21 protein-coding genes, 1 tRNA gene and 1 riboswitch are annotated in these 19,992 nt (G+C 32.8%); of the genes, 10 read left to right on the top strand and 12 right to left on the bottom strand.

Annotation, left to right across the window (positions count from 1 at the left end; translation table 11 throughout):
• Positions 1 to 96 precede the first annotated feature (96 nt).
• From Q1K34_RS00665 to Q1K34_RS00625, 9 genes are all read left to right on the top strand, one after another.
• Complete coding sequence (locus Q1K34_RS00665; protein WP_300433736.1) at positions 97 to 1,266, top strand: PepSY domain-containing protein; 1,170 nt, start codon at positions 97 to 99, stop codon at positions 1,264 to 1,266.
• A 5-nt stretch (positions 1,267 to 1,271) separates the two neighbouring features.
• Entirely contained in the window at positions 1,272 to 1,625 is a 354-nt protein-coding gene (locus Q1K34_RS00660) for a DUF6686 family protein (protein WP_300433735.1), read from the top strand.
• A 171-nt stretch (positions 1,626 to 1,796) separates the two neighbouring features.
• Positions 1,797 to 1,919: riboswitch (adenosylcobalamin-variant (AdoCbl-variant) riboswitch) on the top strand.
• A gap of 89 nt (positions 1,920 to 2,008) precedes the next feature.
• Positions 2,009 to 2,983, top strand: a complete 975-nt coding sequence (locus tag Q1K34_RS00655) for a ribonucleotide-diphosphate reductase subunit beta (RefSeq protein ID WP_300433734.1) — start codon at positions 2,009 to 2,011, stop codon at positions 2,981 to 2,983.
• Positions 2,984 to 3,015: 32 nt separating this feature from the next.
• Entirely contained in the window at positions 3,016 to 4,710 is a 1,695-nt protein-coding gene (locus Q1K34_RS00650) for a ribonucleoside-diphosphate reductase subunit alpha (protein WP_300433733.1), read from the top strand.
• 9 nt (positions 4,711 to 4,719) lie between these two features.
• Positions 4,720 to 5,286, top strand: a complete 567-nt coding sequence (locus Q1K34_RS00645) for a PAS domain-containing protein (protein WP_300433732.1) — start codon at positions 4,720 to 4,722, stop codon at positions 5,284 to 5,286.
• On the top strand, positions 5,283 to 5,660 hold the full coding sequence (locus Q1K34_RS00640; protein ID WP_300433731.1) for an acyl-CoA thioesterase: 378 nt from the start codon (positions 5,283 to 5,285) through the stop codon (positions 5,658 to 5,660). Before Q1K34_RS00645 ends, Q1K34_RS00640 begins: the two co-directional genes overlap by 4 nt.
• Positions 5,661 to 6,296: 636 nt before the next feature.
• Positions 6,297 to 7,532: a site-specific integrase gene (locus Q1K34_RS00635; RefSeq protein ID WP_300433730.1), complete on the top strand. Its 1,236-nt coding sequence runs from the start codon at positions 6,297 to 6,299 to the stop codon at positions 7,530 to 7,532.
• 5 nt (positions 7,533 to 7,537) lie between these two features.
• Positions 7,538 to 8,185, top strand: coding sequence for a hypothetical protein (locus tag Q1K34_RS00630; protein WP_300433729.1), 648 nt, complete (start codon positions 7,538 to 7,540; stop codon positions 8,183 to 8,185).
• A gap of 82 nt (positions 8,186 to 8,267) precedes the next feature.
• Positions 8,268 to 8,591, top strand: a complete 324-nt coding sequence (locus Q1K34_RS00625; RefSeq protein WP_300433728.1) for a helix-turn-helix domain-containing protein — start codon at positions 8,268 to 8,270, stop codon at positions 8,589 to 8,591.
• A gap of 817 nt (positions 8,592 to 9,408) precedes the next feature.
• Here Q1K34_RS00625 and Q1K34_RS00620 read toward each other — a convergent pair.
• The 12 genes from Q1K34_RS00620 to mce form a co-directional block, all read right to left on the bottom strand.
• Positions 9,409 to 9,828 (bottom strand): (deoxy)nucleoside triphosphate pyrophosphohydrolase, encoded by a 420-nt coding sequence (locus Q1K34_RS00620; protein ID WP_300433727.1) that lies wholly within the window; start codon positions 9,826 to 9,828, stop codon positions 9,409 to 9,411.
• A complete protein-coding gene (locus Q1K34_RS00615; protein ID WP_300433726.1) occupies positions 9,825 to 11,486 on the bottom strand; it encodes a DUF3883 domain-containing protein in 1,662 nt (553 codons plus the stop codon). Before Q1K34_RS00615 ends, Q1K34_RS00620 begins: the two co-directional genes overlap by 4 nt.
• Before the next feature lie 98 nt (positions 11,487 to 11,584).
• A complete protein-coding gene (locus Q1K34_RS00610; protein ID WP_300433725.1) occupies positions 11,585 to 12,223 on the bottom strand; it encodes a hypothetical protein in 639 nt (212 codons plus the stop codon).
• Positions 12,224 to 12,408: 185 nt separating this feature from the next.
• Positions 12,409 to 12,999 (bottom strand): hypothetical protein, encoded by a 591-nt coding sequence (locus tag Q1K34_RS00605; protein ID WP_300433724.1) that lies wholly within the window; start codon positions 12,997 to 12,999, stop codon positions 12,409 to 12,411.
• A 151-nt stretch (positions 13,000 to 13,150) separates the two neighbouring features.
• The gene (locus tag Q1K34_RS00600; RefSeq protein WP_300433723.1) at positions 13,151 to 14,014 is read right to left on the bottom strand and encodes a GIY-YIG nuclease family protein; all 864 of its coding nucleotides are present in this window, start codon (positions 14,012 to 14,014) and stop codon (positions 13,151 to 13,153) included.
• A gap of 171 nt (positions 14,015 to 14,185) precedes the next feature.
• Positions 14,186 to 15,958, bottom strand: a complete 1,773-nt coding sequence (locus Q1K34_RS00595; protein ID WP_300433722.1) for a hypothetical protein — start codon at positions 15,956 to 15,958, stop codon at positions 14,186 to 14,188.
• 79 nt (positions 15,959 to 16,037) lie between these two features.
• Complete coding sequence (locus Q1K34_RS00590; protein WP_300433721.1) at positions 16,038 to 16,763, bottom strand: phage Gp37/Gp68 family protein; 726 nt, start codon at positions 16,761 to 16,763, stop codon at positions 16,038 to 16,040.
• A 6-nt stretch (positions 16,764 to 16,769) separates the two neighbouring features.
• Positions 16,770 to 17,894: a three-Cys-motif partner protein TcmP gene (locus Q1K34_RS00585; protein WP_300433720.1), complete on the bottom strand. Its 1,125-nt coding sequence runs from the start codon at positions 17,892 to 17,894 to the stop codon at positions 16,770 to 16,772.
• A 179-nt stretch (positions 17,895 to 18,073) separates the two neighbouring features.
• On the bottom strand, positions 18,074 to 18,412 hold the full coding sequence (locus tag Q1K34_RS17975; protein WP_367183287.1) for a GIY-YIG nuclease family protein: 339 nt from the start codon (positions 18,410 to 18,412) through the stop codon (positions 18,074 to 18,076).
• A gap of 17 nt (positions 18,413 to 18,429) precedes the next feature.
• Positions 18,430 to 18,690 (bottom strand): hypothetical protein, encoded by a 261-nt coding sequence (locus Q1K34_RS00580; protein WP_300433719.1) that lies wholly within the window; start codon positions 18,688 to 18,690, stop codon positions 18,430 to 18,432.
• Between the two features lie 210 nt (positions 18,691 to 18,900).
• Positions 18,901 to 18,974: transfer RNA gene (locus Q1K34_RS00575), tRNA-Ile, on the bottom strand.
• A gap of 88 nt (positions 18,975 to 19,062) precedes the next feature.
• Positions 19,063 to 19,494: a methylmalonyl-CoA epimerase gene (gene mce, locus Q1K34_RS00570; protein WP_300433718.1), complete on the bottom strand. Its 432-nt coding sequence runs from the start codon at positions 19,492 to 19,494 to the stop codon at positions 19,063 to 19,065.
• 101 nt (positions 19,495 to 19,595) lie between these two features.
• Here mce and rbfA point away from each other — a divergent pair, with 101 nt between their 5' ends.
• A complete protein-coding gene (gene rbfA / locus Q1K34_RS00565; protein WP_300433717.1) occupies positions 19,596 to 19,991 on the top strand; it encodes a 30S ribosome-binding factor RbfA in 396 nt (131 codons plus the stop codon).
• Position 19,992: the final 1 nt, after the last annotated feature.

The following is a 19,992-nucleotide window of genomic DNA, read 5'->3' as shown; positions in this document are numbered from 1 at the left end:
TATTTTTTTCAATTACACAGTTGGATTGGCACGAAGTTAAGCATACTATTTTTTATAGTATGCTTTTCTGGTACTCTGGCCACGCTCAGTTATTAGATGGACTGGTTATTCAATCCGGCAAGTAGAGCAAATCCTAAAACTGAATTTATTTCCCGAAACACCATCGTCAAAAATTTTCAGGAGAAATACCCAAATGCAGCTATTGGTTATTGGATGCGGCCTGATGAGCCATATTTGTGCGATATTATATATAAAAATGAAAATGATATCCGCACCTATGTATATGCAAATCCGTATACTGGGGAAATCCAGGGAGAGACAGCGATAACCTTTCAGAGGTTTTTTCGGGATCTCCATTATTATTTATTTATTCCATTTGAGCAAATAGGAAATTACATTGTACTATTCTTCGGTTTTCTATTATTGATATCCCTAATTACGGCGCTGTTCTTTTATAAAAAATGGTGGAGGAAATTATTCGAATTAAAACTGAACAAAGGCCCATTGGTATTTTTTAGAAGTACCCACCGGCTTATCGGTTTATGGTCTGTTCCTTTTTCCCTCTTATTTTCCATCACGGGTATCTGGTATTTTATAGAACGCGCTAATATAGCTGGGGTTGGAGAAGAAGTTAATCCAAGTCCTCCCCTCGTTGATAATATAGTCACTAAAACCAACAGTACAAATTTAAGTTATTCGGTAGATTATGATAAAGCGGTTGATATAGCCAAATCTAATATTCCAGGGATTGAAGTGGGAGATATTCTTCCTCCCCAGTCTCCCAGCAGCAATATTTATTTAACCGGTAAGAGTGATATGCCCCTTGTTAGGCAAAGGGCCAACAGGTTATATATAAATCCATATACCTATGAAGTGATCAAAGTACAAAAAGCTGAAGAAATGGATACCGTTATGTGGCTGAATGATATAGCAGATCCTTTGCATTTTGGATACTGGGGTGGACTCATTACAAAAATCATCTGGTTTGTGCTGGGCATGGGTATTTCATTTTTAATTCTTTCCGGAATCTGGATCACTTTAAAAAGAAAAGCCGCAAAAAGTAAAAAGGACGTGGTAATGGGATGGTGGGGTTATTTAAACTGGGGGATATTCCTACTTATTATGTCTGGCATGTACGCAATGCTGATAGAACAATATAAGGCTTCACCTAATAGCATTCTCATCATAAGTGTAGGCTGGATAATTTTTCTGGCACTTACTTATTACATTTTTGTGTTCAGGATGAACAGGGCAGTAACTAAGTAATAACAATGGAAGACAGGGATATCCACATTTTATATTATAATCCGTTTGGAATAGGTTTTTTATGGAATAATATCCCAAAAAAATTGAAAATCCAGCTGGTATTTAGAGATTTGAACCTGGAACTCGAAAAATCTGAATTGGAACTGTTCAGAGAATTAATAGAAGATGCTTCTATTAATTATTCTAAATGTCACAAATGTCAAAATCCTGAAAACTGCCGTAGTATTTTACTGGTAACTCCCTTAACGGGGTTAAGCCTGGTAGTGAGCACAAATGAGCTGAAAGCTATTAAAGATCTAATCGAAGGCGTATTATTCAACTGGAATCTGCAAGATTTACTGGATGATTTAATTTTCTAATTATTCCTACCATATACAGCATAATTAACTCTACGGGAACTTTCCTTAAAATATCTAAGAGCTTATTTTCCCTTTGGAAATGAATTTAAATGTGAAGAACTGTGTTAACAACTAAAATTGCTATCAAATGATCAGTTCTTCTTTCTTTTTATTTTTACACATACTTCGTTGGTTCGATATTCAAGGGGAATCATGTGAAATTCATGAGCTGTTGCGCAACTGTAAATAATCTAAGATTATAAGCCAGAATGCCTTTTCGGATCAATGACTTTTACTTTCGCATAAAAAGTAATGGTCATGGATTATTTCGTTTCTTTCTTATTCGATTCTATCCTCTTCCATTTCATTTTATGCTTTTGTTTCATACATAATACATAAGCTATATGAGTATTTTTAGAAAGAGGCTAAACTATAAACCCTTTGAGTATCCTGAAGTTTTAGATTTTACAGATGCTATCAACCAGTCTTTCTGGGTACACTCTGAAGTAGATTTTACGGCAGACGTGCAGGATTTTCATACTTATCTATCTGAAGGGGAAAAAGACGTAGTGAAGAAAAGCCTGCTGGCAATAGCACAAATTGAAATAGCAGTTAAGTCGTTTTGGGGAGATCTTTATAAGCACTTGCCGAAACCGGAATTCAACGGACTTGGAAGTACTTTCGCTGAATGTGAATTTAGGCATTCGCAGGCTTATTCCCGGCTTTTAGAAGTGTTAGGTTATAACAATGAATTTGCAAAGGTAATTGAAGTGCCGGCTATTAAAAACCGAATCGAATACTTATCTGAAGCCCTGGAATATAGCAAGGCAGATGATCCCCGAGAGTATGTCTCTTCTTTAATTTTGTTTTCCATTTTAATTGAAAATGTGTCCTTATTTAGTCAGTTTGCTATCGTACTTTCTTTTAATCGTTTTAAAGGCGTGATGAAGAATATCAGCAATATTATCGCATGGACTTCCGTAGATGAACAAATTCATGCTAACGCAGGAGTCTATATTATTAATAAAATTCGTGAAGAATATCCCGATTATTTTAATGAAGAACTAAACGAAAAATTATTGAAGATTGTCAAAAAATCTATTGAGGTTGAAGAAGAAATCCTTGATTGGATTTTTGAAAACGGAAAGTTAGAAAATATCAGTAAAAAGAATTTGATGGATTTTATGAAATTTCGTCTAGATGGAAGTTTACAGAGTATTGGACTTCCAAAAATCTATAATATCACTCCTGAAGAATATCAGCCAATGCTTTGGTTCGAGGAAGAAGTTTTTGCTAATAGTCTTGATGATTTCTTTGCAAGACGCCCCGTAGAGTACACCAAGCATGATAAAAGCATTACTGCAGCAGATCTTTTTTAATTAATCCAAAGCTAGAAAAAACGAGAAACGCCATGACTACAACTGTAAAAACTCAGCCTTTAATTGAAAATGAACCTACAAATAAAAGACTTTGGTGGCTTAATGATGAAAGTCAGCAAATATTAAACAGAGGATATCTTTTAAAAGGAGAAACCGTTAAATCTGCTATAGCACGTATAGCTAATGCTTCAGCAAAAAGGTTATATAAACCGGAATTAGCCGAAGCTTTTATTGAGATGATTGAGCGGGGTTGGATGAGTTTAAGTTCACCAATATGGGCAAATATGGGAACAGAACGGGGTTTGCCAATTTCATGTTTTAATGTATATGTGCCAGATAATATTGAAGGCATCACCCATAAACTTGGCGAGGTGATTATGCAAACCAAAATTGGCGGAGGAACCTCCGGCTATTTCGGGGAATTGAGAGGACGCGGCAGTGCGGTTACGGATAATGGAAAAAGCAGTGGAGCAACCAGTTTTATGAAGCTTTTTGATACGGCCATGGATACAATTTCTCAGGGAGGGGTGCGTCGGGGAGCATTTGCTGCATATTTGGATATAGATCACCCGGATATCAAAGAGTTTCTGGAAATAAAAAATATCGGTAATCCAATTCAGAATTTATTCAGTGGAGTTTGTGTACCCGACTACTGGATGCAGGAGATGATAGATGGAGACATGGAAAAGCGTGAAATATGGGCCAAAGTTTTGGAAAGCCGCCAACAAAAGGGATTGCCCTACATTTTATTCAAGGATAATGTAAACCGTTTTAAACCCCAGGTTTACAAAGATAAAAACAGAACCATCCATTCCAGTAATTTGTGTTCTGAGATAGCTTTACCTTCTACGATAGACGAATCATTTATTTGTTGTCTTTCTTCCATGAATCTGGAATTATATGATGAATGGAAAGATACCGAAGCGGTCAAGCTTGCAGTTTATTTCTTAGACGGAGTGCTACAGGAGTTTATTGCTAAAACTGAAGCAAACCATTATTTATCTTCAGCCAACCGTTTTGCTAAAAATCACCGGGCACTTGGCCTGGGAGCCATGGGTTGGCATTCATATTTACAGAAAAATAGAATTCCTTTTGAAGGTATGCGTGCAAAAGGAATTACCCACCAGATATTTGAAGATATTAGCGTTAAAGCCAAAAAAGCTAGTAAAGAATTGGCAGGAATTTATGGAGAACCGGAGATTCTCAAAGGCTATGGATTAAGAAACACCACTTTAATGGCTATCGCACCAACTACTTCTTCTTCCGCAATTCTTGGTCAAACATCACCGGGAATTGAACCTTTCAGTAGTAATTATTATAAAGCGGGTCTTGCAAAAGGAAACTTTATGAGAAAGAATAAATACCTTAAAGGGTTACTTGAAGAAAAGGGATTAGATAATGAAGAGACCTGGAGAAGTATTATGCTAAATCATGGTAGTATTCAGCATTTAGATACTTTGACACAAGAAGAAAAGGATATTTTCAAAACCTTTAAAGAGATTAGTCAGCTGGAAATCATTCAGCAGGCTTCTATAAGGCAGAAATTTATCGACCAGGCACAAAGTCTTAATCTAAATATACCGGCAGGATTACCTATTAGGGAAGTAAATAAATTGATGATAGAAGCCTGGAAACTTGGAGTGAAAACCTTGTATTACCAGAGAAGTCAAAGTGTTTCTAAAGAATTTGTATCAAATATTGTAAGCTGTTCCAGTTGTGAAGCATAAAATTAAAACATGAAACACAATTTATATAATATGCGGTGTTTAGATATTTTTTTATCTGGATTGTCGCAGGAAGAATATAACAAGATCAAGCATCAGATAGATTCTTCAAAGTTGAGAAGGGGGCCTTTATTGAGCTGGGATATTTTTATGGAGAATTATCACAAGAGGATAACTGAAGCAAAGAAAAATGTGGAGATCCAAAAAGTTATTTATTTAGCCAAAAAGTTCAGATGGAGTAATGACCTGAATATAGTATTCAAAGAAAATGATTACGACGCTATAGTCATTACTGATTTAAGTCAAAGAATAATTTGGATTAATGATGGATTTACAAAAATGACTGGTTATTCTAAAAAATTTGCAATGAATAAAACACCTGGATTTTTACATGGAGAAAAGACTTCAATTGAATCAAAAAAAAGATTTAAAGAAAAGATTATTCAGGATCGGCCTTTTCAAGACAGAATAGTCAATTATAAAAAAAATAAAACTCCTTACAATTGTGAAATTAAGATAATCCCTCTATTCAACGATCAGACAACACACTACATCGCTTTTGAAAAAGAAGTAATATGAAGCAAAAAATTGAAAAGTCAAAAACTACAATATTCAAAGCAGTTTTTCCAAATACCACTAATCATTACGATACGCTTTTTGGCGGTACGGCTATGCAATTGATGGATGAAACTGCTTTCATAACCGCAACAAGATTTAGCAGGCAACAAATGGTTACGGTTAGTAGTGACAAAATCGACTTTAAAAAACCTATTCCAGCTGGAACAATAGTGGAATTAAGCGGATACGTTACTAAGGTTGGAAACACAAGTTTAAAAGTTCGGGTTGATATCTTTGTAGAAGAAATGTATACTGACTTCAGAGAAAAAGCAGTCGCTGGAGAATTTACCTTTGTTGCGATAGATGAAAATAAAAATCCGATGAAGATTTCTTAATGCCGTACCGTCATTTATAAAATTTAATGATCAAGGTGCTTTCATATTTACAAAAATTCTAAGCAGGATAGCCACTAGAAGCTGACCTTGATAAATTCAAATAAATGGATGCTTAATTTAAGTCCAAAAACTCTCTATTTGTTAATAATGCGTTTGTTAACATTTTATCAAGCAACTCAAGTTTCTTCATTACTTTTTTATAAAAAGGGTTTTAATCACGGCCATGATTGATTAAACAATGTGTCAAATAAAAGCCATGAAAAAACCCTTATTTCATTTGTGGGTGTAGGGTGAAGTGTAATATGAGTTATTTACACAGAAAAATTCAGTTTCAACTCTGTGAAGCTTTATCAAACTTATTCTTCCTAATTAATTGCTTGTTTTGATCCCCATTGTTTGACATATGTTTGACAAGAAAGCATAAAAAAACCCTGCATCTCTGCAGGGCTTGTTTTAAATGTGGTCCCACCTGGACTTCAGTTATTTTTCTCTATTTTATCCTATTTTCTTTATTCATGGGGCTTAAGGCTACTATTTACAAGGGTTTCAGATTAACCTAAAAATGATGGAATTAAAGCAAATTAAATTTATTCGTCCCCTCATTCGTCCCCTGGGATAATTTTTTAATTTTGCCATATGGCAAACGCAAAATTTATTCTCAAAGAACCAAACTCGAAAGAAGATACCCTTGTTTACCTCTTTTTCAACTACCAATATAAGAGATTTAAATATTCAACCGGGGAGAAAATTTTACCAAAATTCTGGAATCCTTCAAAGCAACGGGCAAAAGAAACCAGAAAATTTAGGGAATATCCTGAATTCAATGCACGTTTGAATCTATTTGAAAATGCAATCAACACTGTTTTTAGACGGCTGCTTAATGATGGTGTGCAGCCAAACAATCCCCTGTTAAAAGAAAATCTGGAAGCCGAATTATCAGGAAAGGTTCTTCAAAATAAAAAAATCACCCTTTTCAAATTTATTCAGGAATATATTGAGGAGAGTAAAGGGAATAAAAAGTTAGGTACTATTAAAGTCTATAATACAACTTTCAACTATTTAGAGAAATATGCAAAAGCCACTCAGAAAGATATTGATTTTGATACCATTAATTTATCCTTTTACAACCGTTATATAAAATACCTAACGGTAGATAATAATCTTTCAGACAATACAGCCGGAAAACATATTAAAACAATTAAAACTTTTATGAACGAAGCTACGGATCGAGGTTTAAATGAGAATCTGGATTTCAAGAAGCGAAAATTCAAAACAATAAGAGAAGAATCGGATTCTATTTATCTTACGAATGCCGAATTAGAGAAGTTTGAAAAATTAGATCTTTCATCCAGTCCTAAACTAGAAAAAACCAGAGATCTTTTTTTAATTGGCTGTTATACCGGCCTACGGTTTTCAGATTTCACTCAGATTAAGCCCGAAAACATTTTAGATAATAACTCTAAAATTCAGATCAGAACACAAAAAACCGGAGAGCGAGTTACAATTCCTTTGCATAAAACGGTTCGTAAAATTCTTGCCAAATACGATAACCAATTACCCAAAGCTTACTCGAACCAGGTCATGAATCGCTATCTTAAAGATGTAGCTTCTCTAGCAGGTCTTAAGCATACTGTTCAGCGAACCATCAAGAGAGCGGGTAAAATTGAAAAAGAACCGGTGAAAAAATTTAATTTGGTTACTACACACACTGCCCGAAGAAGTTTTGCAACCAACCTGTTTTTAGCAGATATCCCTGCTATTTCTATTATGAAAATTACCGGCCATAAATCCGAAAGATCTTTTCTTAAATATATCCGTGTTACCCAGGAACAAAATGCCGATAAATTACTTAATCACCCATATTTCAATTAAAAATAATGCCTGTTACCAAATTTGAAAAGCTCAAAGCAGATTTTGAGCACGAACTAACCTCAGCAAAAAATCAGCCTTTTTTCATCGAAAGAGAGCTTAAAGCCATAAATGAAAGAATTTCTGCAAAATCAAATAATGGTTTAGGAGTAAATCAGCACCTAGGAAAGCCCTTGGAATTTTCGGAAAGCGTATTTGACCAAAATATAATTAGCTCGGATTATCCCTTCAGAGAGGCGTTCAATTCTTTTCTGATTAATGATGAATTTGAGGATCCTTCAGGCTCCGAAGAAATAGTTGATCAGGCGAGGGAACTTTCTCGATATTATTCTTACCTGCAATCAAAAACAGCGCCTATTGAAAAGCAATCGGTTAAAAAAGACAACTCATTAACCCTAAAACAAAAACTCTTGGTTATTTCTTATTTAAATGAGATCTCATTATCTAACGTTAACAATAGCCAACTCGCAAAAATTCTTAGTCAGGTTCTAGAAAGGAGTGAAGAGAATATACGCAAAACACTTACCTATCTACATGCAGGAAAGAACGAAGTTCGAACTAAGAATAATCTAGAAAAGATATCCAAACTATTCAAAGACGAAAGTTTTGGTGAGATCTCAGAAAAGATACAACAGGATTTAGATAAAATGAAGTAAAGATTGTGGTTACCACAGTACCTACCCCAGGCATCTTTCCACCTCATATTTGGGCTATTGTTTAATAAAAAACTAAGAAAGAATGTCTCAAATTTTATTCGAAAATTCAGCACAACAAAATCAATTTAAGCAATGGCTTTCAGAAACAATTGATGAAAAATTTCAGCAGTACATTAAAACCATCAAAAGTTCAACGAATGAACTTATGACCCGGGAAGAGACTGCTGAATTCTTTTCTATATCTCTTCCGACCCTTCATGAATGGACTAAAAATGGCCAGTTAAATTCTTATAGGAAAGGAAACCGGGTGTACTATAAACGCAGTGAAATTGCAGGATCTTTAGAAGAGAGAGAATATTCTATTTCCAAGTTTAGTTCATTTTCTGAAGATGATGACCTATGGTAAAACACAAAAATGATTATTCGGCCATCGTATTTTTTAAGAATGAACCTCAACCTAAAAAATGGTCTTATGTTCATAATCTAGAGAAATTCGGCCGCTTTTTAAATTCAAAACATCCGGATTGGCTTTATATGAATATATATGATCGCCGATCAAAAGAATTTAAAAAACGATTCCGGAAGGAAAACCCGCTTCCCCAATTTCTCCTTTAGTTTTTCTTTTTTTTTAACCTTTAAAACCACCTTCAAGTAAAAGCCCGTAAAAATTCTATTTTACGGGCTTTTACTTTATTTAATCATCACCGGATATCACCCACCATTACTGCATCTCCCGAAGTGTTGCAAGATTAATTTTAAGCAGGTTTTAAGCTGATTTTAGACAACAAAAACCTTTTGAAATACTTATCTATTCCGAAGGATAAAAAAATTAAATACAGCTTCTTATTTCCTTTTAAAAAGAATTTAAATTTTTGCTAGCGATACAAATCAGCATAAAATAAAAAGCCAAGATTCCTCTTGGCGTTTATTTTTGGTGATTTAGCTTAGCAGGAATTTAAATTCTTTTTCTCTATCCTCAGATTCCGATTTGAAGCACTCCCCTAGTAACACGTGCTTCCAATTCCCACTTTGCAATGATTTTCAAGGTTAAATATCTGATTTTTAGAGATGTAAGGTTTTTTCTAAAAATTCTAATTTTTTATACTAAAACCTACCTTATTTATTCTAGTTTAATTTTGAAATATCAATTTATCCTTTATTTCAATATGTTTTATTTCATCTACTCTTATAAAAATAACTTATTAAAATACTCCCCATATATTTTATCCTTTTAGCTTTTGAGATCTATAGTTAGTTCCGTTTTTTGCATTTATAATAATTTCAATAAAAGGTAAATCAGCTTCTGTAAATTTATAATTACGTAATTCGGCAGGAGTCACCCATTCCATCTTATCATGATCGGAAAAAACTCCTCCCACCTTAATTAGATTGCAATGAAATCCAATTAGATTTAATTTAAAATCCTCATAAGCGTAAATAAAGGCCCCCATTCGTTTAACGACTTCTACTTTCATACCTAATTCTTCTTTTAACTCTCTAATCAAAGCTTCACTTTCAGATTCTCCTTCCTCAATTTTTCCTCCAGGAAATTCCCAATAACCTCCAAGTGATTTATTTTTTTTACGCCTAGCAATAAAAATCTTCCTTTTATTATATATTATCCCACAAACTACATGTATCATTGATCAATCGAAAAGGTTACATAATAATCTTTTGGTTCAAGCCTAAAGCATTCTAAGTTTTGGAATGAAGGAGATTTTATCTGTTTGATTTGGACTTCATTCTTTTTTTCGTTTACAATATAAAGCCAGTAGTTTGAATTCTTTTCTGACTTCTTAAGCTCATTCCGAGTTAATATGAATCCATTGTAGCCTGACGATTTTACTTCAATATTTCTCTCTGTTCCATCAACATTCCACGATAATATATCGAATCCTTTACTGAATTTAGTGCTATAATCTTCTACTTTGCTTGCTAGGTCCTCTTCGCCTGCATCTATTAACCTTTGCCTTTCAAATTCCATAACTAACTCTTCAGCTCTTCGGCCTTTCATTCTTTTCCTCTTGTCTTCCTTTTCCCAATCTACATTGCCATCTCTAATAGTTTCATTGGGTGTAGAACGTCTTTGATTAATAGCGTTATTAACGGGATCTATTTCATAAGCATTAAAAACTATTTGAGTGCCAGGAGCTTCTTTTTCTTTTAACCACTCTTGGTATCTATCATTAAATCCTATCATCCTGCAGAAAGAATGTACATCAATGATGTTGATATTTTGATTCATTTTTACTTCAAGAGCATTCTTAACTTGATTTATTAAATCGAGATACGATTTATAGTTATCCCAACTACACTTCTTAGATAAAGAAATTTTGCAACCTAATGTGTTAAAAGCATATTCAAAATTTGTGGTGCTGATGGGAAGGTATTTTCTATCATTTTTTAAGAAAAATAGGAAGGCTAGTACTGAATATTGTTTACCTATTAAACTAATCAAGCTATTAAAAACTTCTTCTGGTTCTGTATTTAATTTGAAAAGGTCAAATAAAACCTTTTCAATACTTTTTAAATTTTTCCCTTTCTCAATTGCTTCAAGCATCTGGTGATGAGGAACACTATTAGGTCCAAATTTTCTCCTTGTCCCAACTAAGTTATTGTTTTCTAAGTCAAAAGTTCGAATTACCCGCTTTAGTATTTCTCCATTACCAACCCATGTATTATCCCATTCTGAAGTTTTTAAGATTGAAAGAGATTCTTCTCTTAGCTCCCTTTTATAGGATTCTCTTTCGTGTAAAAAACCATCACTAAATCCAACAAATCTCTCTCCTCCTGATTCATCATAAATGAATTCTGAAAAATTATTAAATACCTCCTCAAATTTTCTATATGAGATTTTGAAATGACTTATTTCGACGGAAGATTCAAATTCAGCTTCAGCTAATTCTAATATCCGGTCGAAAGTTTTTTTAGATATTTCCCTAACACCATCACGCCAATAATTTGACTTTTTATTTTCAGGAATGGTCTCAATATATTGGCCGTTTAACTTGAAAGGCACTGCTGAGTCAAAAGGTTGGTAGGCAAGTATATCGCAATAGAATTCTTTTTTAGAAGCATTTTCATCTAAATAAATATCACCTATAATAGCAACACCAAAATAATGAGGATCTTTTGACAACCTTAAGTCTTCAAACCTCTTATCTTTTAACTTACCCTTGTAATAGATCACCTTAGTACCTGGAGTGAGAATTTGATGATATTTTGCTGGATAATTATATGAAATACCGGTTTTATCATCCCATTGGGATTCATCATTTTCAGTGATAATTACATATTTCATTTCAACTATATTTACTTAAAGACCGATTCTTTGAAAAACTGGTTATTGTCTTTTACTTTTAACACCTTAATTGCCCCATGGCTTTATGGACCTACCCTTTAAACGTTTTCAAAAAACTTCACAGCATAGTCGCAATATTTAATAATTTGTTCTTTATCAGTATCAAATTCATCTCGGTTTCCTAAATATTTAAAATCTCCTTCTTTAATTTCTTTGCCAGCTTTAAGTTCTGAATATGAAATACACTTTATGTGTTTTTTAGTAACTAAAACAAATAAAGCATTTTCAAAAGGATATTCTCCGTGCTTTTCTATATCAGATAATTTCAGTTCTCCACTTTTTCTATATTTAACTTCTATGAAGTGAGCTCTTTTATCTTTGAATACCACAAAATCGGGCATTTGTCTAATGTTCTTTGCAACATCATCTTTTATTCCTTTTAAAAGATCTTTTATTCCAGGAATTGAATTTTCCATTCCATAACTGAATACTTGAAAACTTAATGATCTGAATAATTCCTCTATAATAGTTTCAGCAATTCTACCTTTTATTACACTTGTAATCCAAGGATTATCTTTCTTTTTCTTTTTTTTCTTCTTTACGGTTTCCTCTAGGAATACCTCTTCTTCAACATAATTCTCAATAATTTCTTTCCGATTATTTTCTTTTTTGTAGCATTTATAGCATAATCCATTTTCAAATTTTGTGTAGGCTTTACATTGAATACATTCAGGCATATATGTTCTTAATTTTAATTTTTTGGGTTGTTGTCAACAGTTATGATTGTCGCCAGTTGCAGGAGTAGGGAGCGGACTAGTCGGGTTAACCATTTCTTTCACGATTTCTAAAATTACACTTTTCTACATACCCGTTAATGGAGATGAACCGCTGTTATACAATGTTTTTTGTTATACAATGTTTTTTATTCCCTATTTTGTGATAATCCTAAAAATTGATAATCAAAAATTTCCGAATTTTCATCTACTAATATTGCTAAATTTTGGGTTTCTGTGGTATCAGCATTTTCTAAATTATAAGTGATGACATATTCCAATTTATAGTATTTATCATTTTTATTCACTTTTTTATACAACTGTTGTAAGGAATCTAAAACTTTTTTATTTTCTTCTAAATCATAATCATTTAATCCTTTCCAAAAATCTAATTCCTCTTCAGGGCTTGAAAAATCTAGTAGTGGGTCGTCGACAGATTTTCTTTTGTTTTGTTGTTCTTTTAAATTAGAAAGTAATATTTCTGGATAATTTTTTATCGAATCTGAATAATCTAAATTGCTTGTATATTTCTTTTTGTAAACTTTTATTTCCTTCTCGTAATATTGGTATTTTTTCTTTTCCGTTTTGCCAATCCTTTCAATTTTTAAATCGTCATAATTATTCCAAGAATCCATCATGATTTTTCTTGTTTCAAAATCAATTTTCGAATAATCTAATTTTTCTTCATTACAAGAATTCAAAAGAATTACTAGAAGTAGAAATTTAAAAAGTTTTCTCATTTAAAAAAGATTGTCTATAACGACCGCGCATAACATAAGTTGGCGGAATAAGTGACGCGGAGTTGTCGATTTAAACTTGGTTTGTTGATCAAAATAATTATTTTCTTTCTAACGCTGCCGCTTATTTGAGTCATACGCTGTTGTGCTGCGTTTAGTTATCAGATTCCACGGATTTTAATATTTGACCGTTCTTTAATTTCCATTCAGTTAATCCATTAGCACTTCTTCCCATGACAACAGCTGCTGCGGCCGACGGACTAGAGAATAAATAGTCTTCTTCGAAAACTAATTTATCGTTAACTCTAGTAATGATATGATCATCTATTAAACTCTGTCTAAATTTTTTCCAGTTTTCAGGAAATGAATTGGTCAACGTATTAGCAATCTCTGAATTTTTCAAAACTACAAATCCTTCATTGGTCATTTGACCTTTCGCATTAGCTCCTCTAGCAGCATCAATATAGAATGTACTATTTATTTGTTCTTCTATCGTTTGATCTTTTCTCAGTTCTTCAAATATTTTAAAACCTAGCGCATTTACTAATAATTTAATATTCTCTAAGAATTCTTCCATTTCTGCCTGGTCTGATTCTGATATTATTGATCTAGTTGGATTGTTACCGTTTTCTAAATCGTATCTATTGACCTTAATGGCAATTTCGTGCAGTCGGCTTTCTAAATACTTTATATGAGCTTTATTTAAATTTTCATCTTTACTAACAAATACAAGTGCTTCGTTCCAAAAATCTTTAGTAGATAAATGCTGATTTAGTCTTTTATAAATCCCTTCGGCCTCCCCAATATACGCTAATTCCTTATTTTCTGATTTGTCCGATTTTCCAAATAAAATATAGATTCCGGTGTTTTCTAATTCTGGTCTGTCAGACGATTCTTTGATTTTCTTTCTAGGAATTTTTAATGCTTTCCCTGTCCAATTTGACAATTCGCATGTCATTCTTCCATTGGGTTCACCATCTACTAGGAATATTTTTATTGTTTTACCAAAGTTTTTCATCTATGTGTTTTAGTGGAATTACAGTATAAATGCTGTAATATGTCTTCGTTTAATACCAGTTTACGCACATTAGAACGTTGGGTATCGGCTTGTCGATTAGTGGTTTGGAGGTTGAAATTATCGATTTCGTTCAAATACTGCACATGGGGCCGTTAACCGTCTTTGTTAGGATCAGTTATTACTATTCTCCATGTTTAATTGTAGTTTGAGATCTTTTTTGGGTCTTTTATTTATCAACATCGCTAATTCATCTTTGTATGACATTACAGGCTCATATAGCTTGTGATAAGCTTTACCAACTGCTCCAGAAAACAAAATCATTTCAGGAACTTGGTTGCCATCTCTCAAAATATGCCAACGTGATATCCCGGGATAGGGATCTATGTAATAGATATGAGTTATTTCTAATTGCCTCGCTTTTTTAGAGCATAATTCACATGGACTTGCAGTGGTGAATAATACCCCTTTTTTTAGCGGCTGTCCTCCATATTTTGAAATTTGAAGCATGGCATTTTCTTCTGCATGAAGTGACCTTGTATGAACTTGATTGTCTTTTTTTTCAATCAAATTTTGAAAATCTTTAAAACAATAAGAACAATTTAATCCTTTTGTTGATTCACCATTTACATCTGCATAATATGTTTTGAATTCGGAATTGAAATCATATTTTTTCTCATCCTTTTCATAGGGGCTGTAGGCTTCTTTATCTATTCCTTCCTTTAAATTATTTATACTTTTTAATAAGCAAGGAGTAACATTTTTTGGAACATCATTCCATCCTGTAGATTTAATTGAAAAATCTTGATCAGTAATTACAGCTCCAACCTGCCTAGAAATACAACCAGAATTACTTTTTGCAACATAAGCCATTTGCATGCATCGTTCTTGAGCTGAGGGGGTAATTAATCCAGGGTGCAAAATTAAGCCTGCATATTTTATAACTTGTCCAACTAAATAGTATTCTGCTCTATCACGAACTTCTTCATTGGTTAAATCTTTCTCCAAATCCTCGAATGGTGGATTGTTATTAAAATGTATATCACTTTTTTGTATACAATTTTGAACATCTTGTAAATAAAAATGTCCTTCTGATACTCCTTTACCCTTGTATTCCTTTTCATCTATTTCGAGTAAATTATTTACTAAATCTTTGTTCTGATATTTTTCAGTTAGAAAATTTCTTCGATGATCTGAATTAACAGAAATCATATAAAATGCTGAATATCTTTCTTTAAAAAACATTATTTCTAATGAGTTTCGAAGTGAATCAATTACGATATGAGTATTTTTCTTTTTAGCTCCTTTTATGATTCTGTTTATCGTCTCAGCTAGTGCGTAAATATTTACGTCGTTAATACTAGAATTTTCAAAACAGATACCTGTTTTTCTAATATTATTCGCTATTTCGGAAAATGTTTTTATTCTTTTTAAAAAACCATCCTCATTTTTTAGAATATCATTAAACTCTCTGGATAGATTCTTGAAAGCTTCACCAAAGAAGAATTTAGCTAGTTTTTTAGCATCTTTCTTTTTCAAATTTTCATCAATTGTTTTGAATGATTTCAAATTAGCTATAAGTTCTGAATATTGAAGTAATAACCTTTTGATTTTATCAATTTGTGAAGAGAAAAAGCCTTGGATTTCTAAAAAACTGATTAAATCTGTGGATTCACTTCTAAGTATATGTAGTAAAATTATATCCTTATAATTTATTAACTGATATATTTTCCAGTTGACCGCAGCAAATCGATATGAAATATTATACTTTCTTTTTTTATTATTAAGATCATCATTTTTTAGGCCTTGAATATCTTTAATTTTAGAAAAATCATTTGATAATATTTCAGCTACATCTGAAACACCAGCGCCTGTCCTACCGGTTAGGCCAACTATAGTAAATGAATTTCGTAAGGAATAAATTTCTTGCGTTGGATTTTTTTTCATGTATTATATTTAGGTTGGTTTTAAAACTAAAATTTTCTTGTAATAACTAATACTAACTCGTTTTACCTGCTAGCCGATTCTATACACACTGTTGTAAGTCGATTTCTGGCATTTCGTCGTAAGTCCTACCATTTAAAGTTCTACCATTTTTCTTTTTATTTTTTCCTCCCCATTGTTTGAAGAAAAAAGCAACCTTTGATTTTTCACATTGTTCCTGAATATCAAGAACCCAATCTGGATTCATTGGACGTGGTTTGTGCCCACTTTCTCCACCAACTATTACCCAATCTATACTTTGAAGATTCAAATTTGGTAAAGGTCCAATTAATGGTTCTAATGACAAGAATTTAACTCTAGCATTAGATTTTCTAAGAATATCTATTCTATCTTCCACTTTGCTATCCTCAACTGAAACGCCCATCCATATATTATGTGACCAATGTAAATCCTTATGAATTTCTAATAATCTTTCTGCTCTTTTTGTTAAAACTTGAAAAACATGTTGTGGATTATCATTCATTACTTTAAATACTTTTTGTACAAAGTCTAATGGAACTTGTTCATGAAACAGGTCACTCATAGAATTAACAAAAACAACTTTTGATTTTTTCCAAGTGTATGGAGTTTCAAGAGCTTCAGGATGAATTCGAACTTCAAAATTATCTTTATATTTTTCTAAACCCATTGCCTTTAATCTTTTAGACATAACTTCTGCGTAGCAAAATTTACATCCTTGAGAGACTTTTGTACAGCCAGTTGTAGGATTCCAAGTTAACTCTGTCCATTCTATAGTTGATTGCGCCATAATTTTCTATTTAAACGTTACAAAAATTTCATCCCCAAAAGTACCCTTACGTGGAGGTTTGCCTTTGTTAGAAATTGCATCTATTTTATCCTCCTCATAAAGAGTTTTTAGAACTTCTTTGTAATTTTTTTTAATGTACGGTGTATCTACATTATGTTCCTCATATAAATCAACCATTTTTATTGTCTTTCCTTTATACTCAGATAATAAATTATCTCTTAATTCGTCAAGAGGTCTAGATAATTGAAATAGCAAGGTTTGTCGTGGTAAGGAGTCGGCTGGGTTATATTCAAATGAAGGAACTCCTTGATCATGATGTGAACTTTCTCTAGCCATGATATCTTTCATAATTTCGTAACCTCTAAAGTTCTTACTTACAAATATTAAGTGATGGCTTGTTCTTTCTCCTTTTACGTTTTTAAATCTAAAAGGTAATACAAACCTAGAGCCATATTGTTTTAATTCTTGACAAAGTTCTTCTACTATTAACATTTCTCTTTCAAAAGGATTTTTATCTGCTAAATTTTCCCTTAATTTTTCACATCTTTTGTCTCCGAAAAGCGCATTCATGTGCTTTTGAACTTTATCGTTATTTAATCCCATATTTATCCGATTGTAATTGAAAAAGAATATTGCATCACAACCCCAATCTTTAAGTACAGAATTAACTAATCTTAATGACAACCCTTTATAACCCCAAGGATCAACAAAAAATAAAGTTGGTATTAAACTGATTTTTTCAAATTTCGCTACGATATTTTCTCCAACTTCTTGGTTCCAAACAGTAGGTTCATATTCGAGAGTTTCTATGTTGTCAATTTCTGATATAGTTTTTTCTAAATCTTGTGAATTATTCTCGTCTTTATCATTAAAAATAGCTACTAATCTTTTGCTTAAATCTGGCTTCTCAATTGCATTAGTAAGAATCTTCAAAGGCGTTGAAACTGTTCCATCTTTATATCTTCCGGGACCTGCAAATAAATCAATGTAAGCAATTTTTTGAGTATGGTTAGGATATCTTTTTTGTGTACTTACAATCACATTAGCCCAGACATCAAAGTATTTTGATACAATTGTTGATTTTACTAATGATTGCTCTTTTTGCTCATTAAAAAAATTGTTGTTTTTCATCTAATTTTAATTTTCGGCTAGCAGGTAACGGTGTCCTTTACTTTGTTTTTGCCGGTTGGCGGAATAAGGGACGCGAATTTGTTGGCTTAGTATTGGTTTGTTGGACAAGTTAGTTAATTATTTTATTTCTAACGCTGCGGCCTATTTGCGATGAACCGCCTTTGTTGGCAAACGTATTTCTATCCTCCCCTTGCAATTGATCTACATTTTTCTCTATCCCATTGAAGTTCTTCTAATTTCAAAGGATTGTAGGTATGGTTCAAAAGGGGACAATATCTTTCTATTAGATCCTTTTCTATTATGAAGTTATCTGTAAGTGGAAAAATAGTAAACTCAGTATTTTCTAATAACCAGTTAGTAATTTTTTCAGTATCTGTTGTTGAAAACTTATAATTTTTTTGATTTGCTTTATTTTTTAAATGACCAGGTATTGGTGTGAATTGCAAAACAGTACCAATACTTCTAAAAAATGTTCCGGGTTTCTTATAATATACTTCCTGGTCTAACCGTTGTTTCAGTGATTGTCCTTTTGCAATTATGAAATATCAGGAAGGTTTTCTTTTACATGTTTGATTGTTTGCTCTGTACGACGTGCAATTTTAACGAAAACTACCTCTTTTCTTGTTGTTATTTCTATGTTCCCATTTCTTATCAAATTTTCAAAATCTGCAACTGTATAGCCTTTCTTAGAGTTTTCCGAGAAATAGAATCCAATATTTCTAATTTTACGCTTAATTTTTTTGTTCTTCTTTATCGGCTCTTCTTTTCTTTGAGATAAGAAATTTGAAATTTTCATATTCTTCTTTTGAAAACGTATTTCTCATAAATATGTTTGCCAAATGGTTATATCAACACTAATATAATTAGATATCAGTAATGCAAGTAGGATAACAATAGGTATAGTAGAAATATGATATTCCATTATTTATTCGTCCCCTCATTCGTCCCCTGAAAATTAAAAACCCCTACAAACTCACTGTCTGTAGGGGTTTTCAGATGTAATTCGTGGTCCCACCTGGGCTCGAACCAGGGACCACCTGATTATGAGTCAGGTGCTCTAACCAACTGAGCTATGGGACCGGATACCTGATTGTATCGCGAGCGCAAATTTAGATAATTGCTTTGTAGCGAACAAAACATTTTTAAATAAATATTCCCTGCAAACCGTTTATGCTCCCTTCCCTTTGTGGAGGGCTGGGGAGGGGCTTTCCTGACACAGCTCCACCAACACTCCGTTAGCATCTTTTGGATGCATAAAAGCGACAATTTTATTATCGGCTCCAGGTTTGGGTTGTTCATTCAGCAACCTAAAACCTTCTTTTTTAAGCCTGTCAATTTCAGCCTTAATATCATCAACATAAAATGCAATATGATGAATCCCTTCTCCCCTTTTTTCAATAAATTTTGAAATGGGGCTTTCAGGATTTGTTGCCGCCAGTAATTCGATCTTACTTTCGCCAATCTTAAAAAATGAGGTAGAAACGCCCTCACTTTCTACTGTTTCTGTTTTATAATGCGCTGCACCCAAAATAGCCTTGTATGTTTTATTGGCAGCTTCCAGGTCTTTTACCGCAATTCCTATATGTTCTATTCGCTTCATTAATCTTCAGTTTGGTAAAACAAATATCATTAATTAATGCTATATAATTCAAATTCCTTTATATGAATATAAATCACAGTTAAATATTTTACTTTTGTAACATGGAAGAAACGAACAGACAAAAAAAGATAGGCGGATTGTTGCAGAAGGACCTGGCAGATATTCTACAAAATTCCCTTAGGGAAAGTGGCAGGACAGGAATTTTGATTTCTGTTTCCAAAGTGCGGGTAACTACAGATCTTTCTATTGCCAAGGCTTATGTGAGTATATTTCCTTCTAAGCATCAAGAAGAAGTAATAAAAGAGATCAACGAAAATAAATCTCAGATAAAGCACGAAATGGCACAGCGTACCAGGCATCAATTACGAAAAATGCCTGATCTTAATTTTTATATCGATGATTCACTGGAATATATCGATGGGATTGAAAAGTCGATTAAAGGAAAAGAAGATCCGGTAGCCAATCCCGATCTTTTAGACAAGCGGAAAAAATCGTAAT

The organism is Christiangramia sp., from assembly GCF_029937855.1.
Lineage (GTDB): Bacteria > Bacteroidota > Bacteroidia > Flavobacteriales > Flavobacteriaceae > Christiangramia.
This window is presented reverse-complemented; position numbering and strand designations above follow the sequence as displayed.

Excerpts from the sequence above, each read along its gene's own strand:
- Q1K34_RS00595 (WP_300433722.1), bottom strand. The coding sequence starts at position 15,958 with ATGAAAAAAAATCCAACGCAAGAAATTTATTCCTTACGAAATTCATTT.
- Q1K34_RS00585 (WP_300433720.1), bottom strand. The coding sequence starts at position 17,894 with ATGAAAAACAACAATTTTTTTAATGAGCAAAAAGAGCAATCATTAGTA.
- Q1K34_RS00665 (WP_300433736.1), top strand. The coding sequence starts at position 97 with ATGGACTGGTTATTCAATCCGGCAAGTAGAGCAAATCCTAAAACTGAA.
- Q1K34_RS00620 (WP_300433727.1), bottom strand. The coding sequence starts at position 9,828 with ATGATACATGTAGTTTGTGGGATAATATATAATAAAAGGAAGATTTTT.
- Q1K34_RS00630 (WP_300433729.1), top strand. The coding sequence starts at position 7,538 with ATGCCTGTTACCAAATTTGAAAAGCTCAAAGCAGATTTTGAGCACGAA.
- Q1K34_RS00655 (WP_300433734.1), top strand. The coding sequence starts at position 2,009 with ATGAGTATTTTTAGAAAGAGGCTAAACTATAAACCCTTTGAGTATCCT.
- Q1K34_RS00635 (WP_300433730.1), top strand. The coding sequence starts at position 6,297 with ATGGCAAACGCAAAATTTATTCTCAAAGAACCAAACTCGAAAGAAGAT.
- mce (WP_300433718.1), bottom strand. The coding sequence starts at position 19,494 with ATGAAGCGAATAGAACATATAGGAATTGCGGTAAAAGACCTGGAAGCT.
- Q1K34_RS00640 (WP_300433731.1), top strand. The coding sequence starts at position 5,283 with ATGAAGCAAAAAATTGAAAAGTCAAAAACTACAATATTCAAAGCAGTT.
- Q1K34_RS00600 (WP_300433723.1), bottom strand. The coding sequence starts at position 14,014 with ATGAAAAACTTTGGTAAAACAATAAAAATATTCCTAGTAGATGGTGAA.
- rbfA (WP_300433717.1), top strand. The coding sequence starts at position 19,596 with ATGGAAGAAACGAACAGACAAAAAAAGATAGGCGGATTGTTGCAGAAG.
- Q1K34_RS00610 (WP_300433725.1), bottom strand. The coding sequence starts at position 12,223 with ATGCCTGAATGTATTCAATGTAAAGCCTACACAAAATTTGAAAATGGA.
- Q1K34_RS00645 (WP_300433732.1), top strand. The coding sequence starts at position 4,720 with ATGAAACACAATTTATATAATATGCGGTGTTTAGATATTTTTTTATCT.
- Q1K34_RS00605 (WP_300433724.1), bottom strand. The coding sequence starts at position 12,999 with ATGAGAAAACTTTTTAAATTTCTACTTCTAGTAATTCTTTTGAATTCT.
- Q1K34_RS00660 (WP_300433735.1), top strand. The coding sequence starts at position 1,272 with ATGGAAGACAGGGATATCCACATTTTATATTATAATCCGTTTGGAATA.
- Q1K34_RS00580 (WP_300433719.1), bottom strand. The coding sequence starts at position 18,690 with ATGAAAATTTCAAATTTCTTATCTCAAAGAAAAGAAGAGCCGATAAAG.
- Q1K34_RS00615 (WP_300433726.1), bottom strand. The coding sequence starts at position 11,486 with ATGAAATATGTAATTATCACTGAAAATGATGAATCCCAATGGGATGAT.
- Q1K34_RS00625 (WP_300433728.1), top strand. The coding sequence starts at position 8,268 with ATGTCTCAAATTTTATTCGAAAATTCAGCACAACAAAATCAATTTAAG.
- Q1K34_RS00590 (WP_300433721.1), bottom strand. The coding sequence starts at position 16,763 with ATGGCGCAATCAACTATAGAATGGACAGAGTTAACTTGGAATCCTACA.
- Q1K34_RS00650 (WP_300433733.1), top strand. The coding sequence starts at position 3,016 with ATGACTACAACTGTAAAAACTCAGCCTTTAATTGAAAATGAACCTACA.